The organism is Aminobacter sp. P4_H6_2 (assembly GCF_056400805.1).
In genome coordinates this window covers 1-3910 of sequence record NZ_JBFUKO010000517.1, presented here as the reverse complement: position 1 = coordinate 3910, position 3910 = coordinate 1, and the positions used below count along the sequence as shown (strand labels likewise).

The 3910-nt window shown below is 62.3% G+C and carries 4 protein-coding genes and 1 pseudogene; all 5 read right to left on the bottom strand.

From position 1 onward, the window contains the following. Positions 1–182, bottom strand: a pseudogene (locus AC1DUU_RS25620) (hypothetical protein); the annotation flags it as partial. Positions 183–252: 70 nt separating this feature from the next. Continuing rightward, positions 253–1197: a succinylglutamate desuccinylase/aspartoacylase family protein gene (locus AC1DUU_RS25615; RefSeq protein ID WP_476786183.1), complete on the bottom strand. Its 945-nt coding sequence runs from the start codon at positions 1195–1197 to the stop codon at positions 253–255. A 37-nt stretch (positions 1198–1234) separates the two neighbouring features. Then, positions 1235–2077: an ABC transporter permease gene (locus tag AC1DUU_RS25610; protein WP_476786182.1), complete on the bottom strand. Its 843-nt coding sequence runs from the start codon at positions 2075–2077 to the stop codon at positions 1235–1237. 4 nt (positions 2078–2081) lie between these two features. Beyond that, positions 2082–3062, bottom strand: coding sequence for an ABC transporter permease (locus AC1DUU_RS25605; RefSeq protein ID WP_476786181.1), 981 nt, complete (start codon positions 3060–3062; stop codon positions 2082–2084). Between the two features lie 207 nt (positions 3063–3269). Then, on the bottom strand, positions 3270–3910 hold a 641-nt coding region (locus AC1DUU_RS25600; RefSeq protein WP_476786180.1), incomplete at its 5' end, for an ABC transporter substrate-binding protein.

Here is a 3910-nt window from a genome sequence, read left to right as displayed (position 1 = left end):
CAACCGGACTCGCCCACGATGCAGACCGTTTCGCCCGGCGCAACCGACAAGGCCATGTCGGACACGACCGCGAACGAACCCTGTCCGGTTCGAATGCGAATCTCCAGATCGCTGACTGTCAGGATAGGCTGATCCGACCTGCCGGGCACTGGCTGAGAACTGGCGGCTGACGTGTGGCTCATCTTGCTTCGTTCCTTGTTGGTGAGCGGGAAGCGCGCGAGGTGCGCTCCCCGCTTGCCGGACTTTCACCCGTCAGTCGGTGGCGCTTTCCAGATTGCCGACCATGAAGCCGTAGTCGCCGGACTCGACCAGATTGCGCGACAGATGCGAGAGGATCATGATCCCGTTGTCGTAAGGGGTCGGGATCTCTTCCAGCGTCTGGAACGAATAGGGGCTGACGACGCGGCCGAGCAGATCGCCCTTCTTGATCGTTTCGCCAAGTGCCGGGCACAAAGGCTCGAGCCAGCCACCCTGGGTCGGTCGGATGCCAGCGATTTYATTGACGACGATCTGCTTGGGCTGCGGCTTGACATCGCCTGGAATGACGCCGCGGTGACGCAGCATGTTTAGCACGCCGTCGACGGTGCGCTGGACATAAGGCGTCTGGTCGACGATGCCGCCGCCCAGCTCCACAACCACCGATGAAATACCGCGCTTGTCCACGGTCACCGCCTTGGTGGTGCCGTCAAAGGAAGTCCCTTCCTTCGAAGCCGTCGGGCGATAGAGAACCTTCGACCCGAAGGCGCGCGACAGCGGCTCGTCATTCAGGATGTAGACATAGTCGACGGTCGGGCGGTCGGTGCCGGAATGCAGATCGATATGAAGGTCGATTTTTTCCAGGAAGTGATCGCTGATCGCCTTGGCCAGCTGCTGGGAGTAGGTGCCGCTGGCGTTGCCCGGGAATTCGCGATTGAGGTTGAGTTCATCAAGCGGCGTGAAKCGGCGATTGAGCGCCATGGCACGCGGGTTGGCCACCGGAAGCATCAGGATGCGGCCCTTGAGCGGCGTGTCCATCAGCACCCGGAACAGCTCGAGCATGGCCTGCGAACCAGCATTCTCGTTGCCGTGGATAGAGGCGGACAGACCAATGGTGGGGCCATCCTGTTCACCGACCAGCTCGTTCATGAACAGCACGGCGTTGCTGCCGTCCGCATGGGTGGTGAACTTGGGCGTCAGCACATTGATTTGTTTGACCATTGTTATTTTCCTTGCATGTAGGCTTTGAGTAAGTGGGTCAGGATTTGCCGCCGCCACGGGAGAGCTGGCGGGGGTCGAGGACGTCCCTGAGGCCGTCGCCGAGAAGGTTGAACCCCAGCACGGTGATCAYGATGGTCKCGCCCGAAATGATGGAAAGCCACGGTTCGTCACGAATGAATTTCGTGCCGTAGGCGAGTGTCCATCCCCAGGTCGGCGTGGGGGGCGGCAGGCCGAAGCCGAGGAAGCTCAGAGCGGATTCCGCGATGATGGCGGTGCCCAGGCCGAGCGACGCCAGCACGATGATCGGGCCAAGCGTGTTCGGCAGGATTTCCTTGAACAGGATGCGGGAGGGCCGCGCACCGAGCGCGCGGGCTGCCTGCACGTAGTTCTGTTCGCGCAGCACCAATGTCGTGGCGCGAACGACCCGCGCATATTCGGTCCAGGCAACCACGATCAGCGCGAGCGCAACATTCATGACGCCCGGCCCGAGGATGGCAACGATGGCCAAGGCCAAAACGATGGCCGGCACGCCCAGGAAGATGTCGGTGATCCGCATCAGTACGAGATCGACCCAGCCGCCGAAATAGCCGGCGACCAGCCCAACGATCGTGCCGATGATGACCGAGCATACGACGGCGATGATGGCGATGGTGAGCGAGACGCGCGCCCCCCAGATCAGACGGGACCACAGGTCGCGCCCGAAATTGTCGGTGCCGAGCCAATGCTGGAACGACGGCCCCGCGAAGCGGTTGCGCATGTCCATCTGTTCCACGCCATGCGTTGCAATGGCCGGCGCAAAGATCGCCAGTAGGACGATCGTCAGTGTGATTGCCGCGCCAACGACCAGGGATGTGTTGCGTAGGGCTTTGGGTAGCTGCATCGGATTATCCCAGTCGAATGCGCGGATCGACCGCCGCGTAAAGGAGGTCGACGATCAGGTTGACCAGCGCGAAGATGATCGCGAAGGTCAGCACGATGCCCTGGATGAGCGGCAGGTCGCGCTGCGAGATCGCCGCGATCGTCAGCTGTCCCAGTCCTGGCCAGGCGAAAATCGTTTCGGTCAGCACCGCACCGCCTAAAAGCGCGCCGAAGCGCAGGCCGATGACGCTGAGCACCGGCAGCAGCGCATTGCGCAGCGCATGGCGGACAATGACGCGCGGCCGGCGAAGGCCCTTGGCATAGGCGGTGCGGATGAAGTCCTCGCGCAGGATTTCGAGCATCGATGCCCTGACAAGCCTGGAGATGATAGCGGCGGAATTGACCGCCAGCGCGAATGCCGGCAGCGCAATATGCGAGAGCGATTTAAGCAGCACCTCCGGTCGTCCCGACAGGGCCGCGCCCAGCGCATCGAGCAGCGGCTCGCCACGGCCGATGGCGGGCAGCCAGCCGAGATTGACGGCAAACAGCAGCATCAGCAGCAGACCGAGCCAGTAGACCGGCATCGAAACGCCGAGCTGGGCGAGCAGCATTGTTGCGGTGTCGACGATTGATCCTTGCCAGATGGCGGAGATGACACCGAGCACCAGGCCCAGGATGGTCGCCAGCACCAGCGAGACCACGGCCAGTTCGATCGTTGCGGCGAGGCGTCCGGCGATGATTGTGGAGACCGGCTGGTTTTGGAAAATCGATTGTCCCATGTCGCCATGCAAGAGGGCTGCGAAATAGTCCCACAGCCTGATGTACCAAGGATCATCCAGCCCCAGATTGGCGCGAAGCGTGGCGATGGCTTCCGGCGTCGCTTCCTGTCCGAGCAGCACGGAGGCTGGATCGCCAGGAATGATCAGCAGCAGCGCAAAGGTGACCACCACCATGCCGATGGCCAGCGGGATCAGCAGTAGCAGCCGGCGTATGATGTAAGCGATCATGTGGTCGGTCCCTTTGTCCGAAGCCATTTGAAGGCGGTTTGTCCGCCCATCAGGCGACGACCATTGCTGTGTGTTCGCGTGAGGCGCGAGGCAGCCATTTCCCGGCCCGTGCAGCGCCTGCGCGCCGCACGGATTTCGCAGAATTTGCCAGTCACCAAAGAAGCGGTCGGCCAACGCACTTGCGCGATGTTGGCCGACGCTATCGGCTTAGTCGTTGAGGCCGATCAGGCCGCGCAGATAGCCACGCGGTGTCGCCTGGACCTCGGTCGGCAGGTTCTTCTGGTAGAACATCTGGTAGCCCTGGTCGGAGACGACGAAGTAGGGCAGGTCCTTGGCCAGGATGGTCGCGGCCTTCTGGTAGACTTCGGTGCGCTTGGCCTGATCAAGCGTCGAGCGCCCCTCGTTGAGCAGGGTGTCGACTTCCGCGTTGGAGTAGCCGCCCCAATTGGTTGGGCCGCCAGTGGTGAACTGGGCGTACATCAGGCGATCCGGATCGACGATGTTCAGCCAGCCGAGCAGGGCGATCTGATGCTTGCCCTGCTGCACATAGTTGGTGGAAAAGCTCGGCCAGTCGGAGATCTGCGCCTTTGCTTCCACGCCTGCCTGCTGGAACACGGCCTGCATGAATTCGAGCGCCTGTACCCGGTTGGGGTCCTCGCTGTGGGTGGCAAGGGTGATCGTCAGCGGCTTGCCGTCCTTGTCAAGGATGCCGTCGCCATTGGTGTCCTTCCAGCCGAGCTCGTTGAGAAGCTTCACAGCACCTTCGACGTCGAAGGTCGGCTGCTTGATATCGGCCGAATAGGCCCAGGACGAGGGCAGGATCAGCGATGAAGCGACCTGGTCTACGC

Bases quoted from the DNA above. Each gene is read 5' to 3' on its own strand.
- AC1DUU_RS25605 (WP_476786181.1), bottom strand. From the start codon at position 3,062: ATGATCGCTTACATCATACGCCGGCTGCTACTGCTGATCCCGCTGGCC.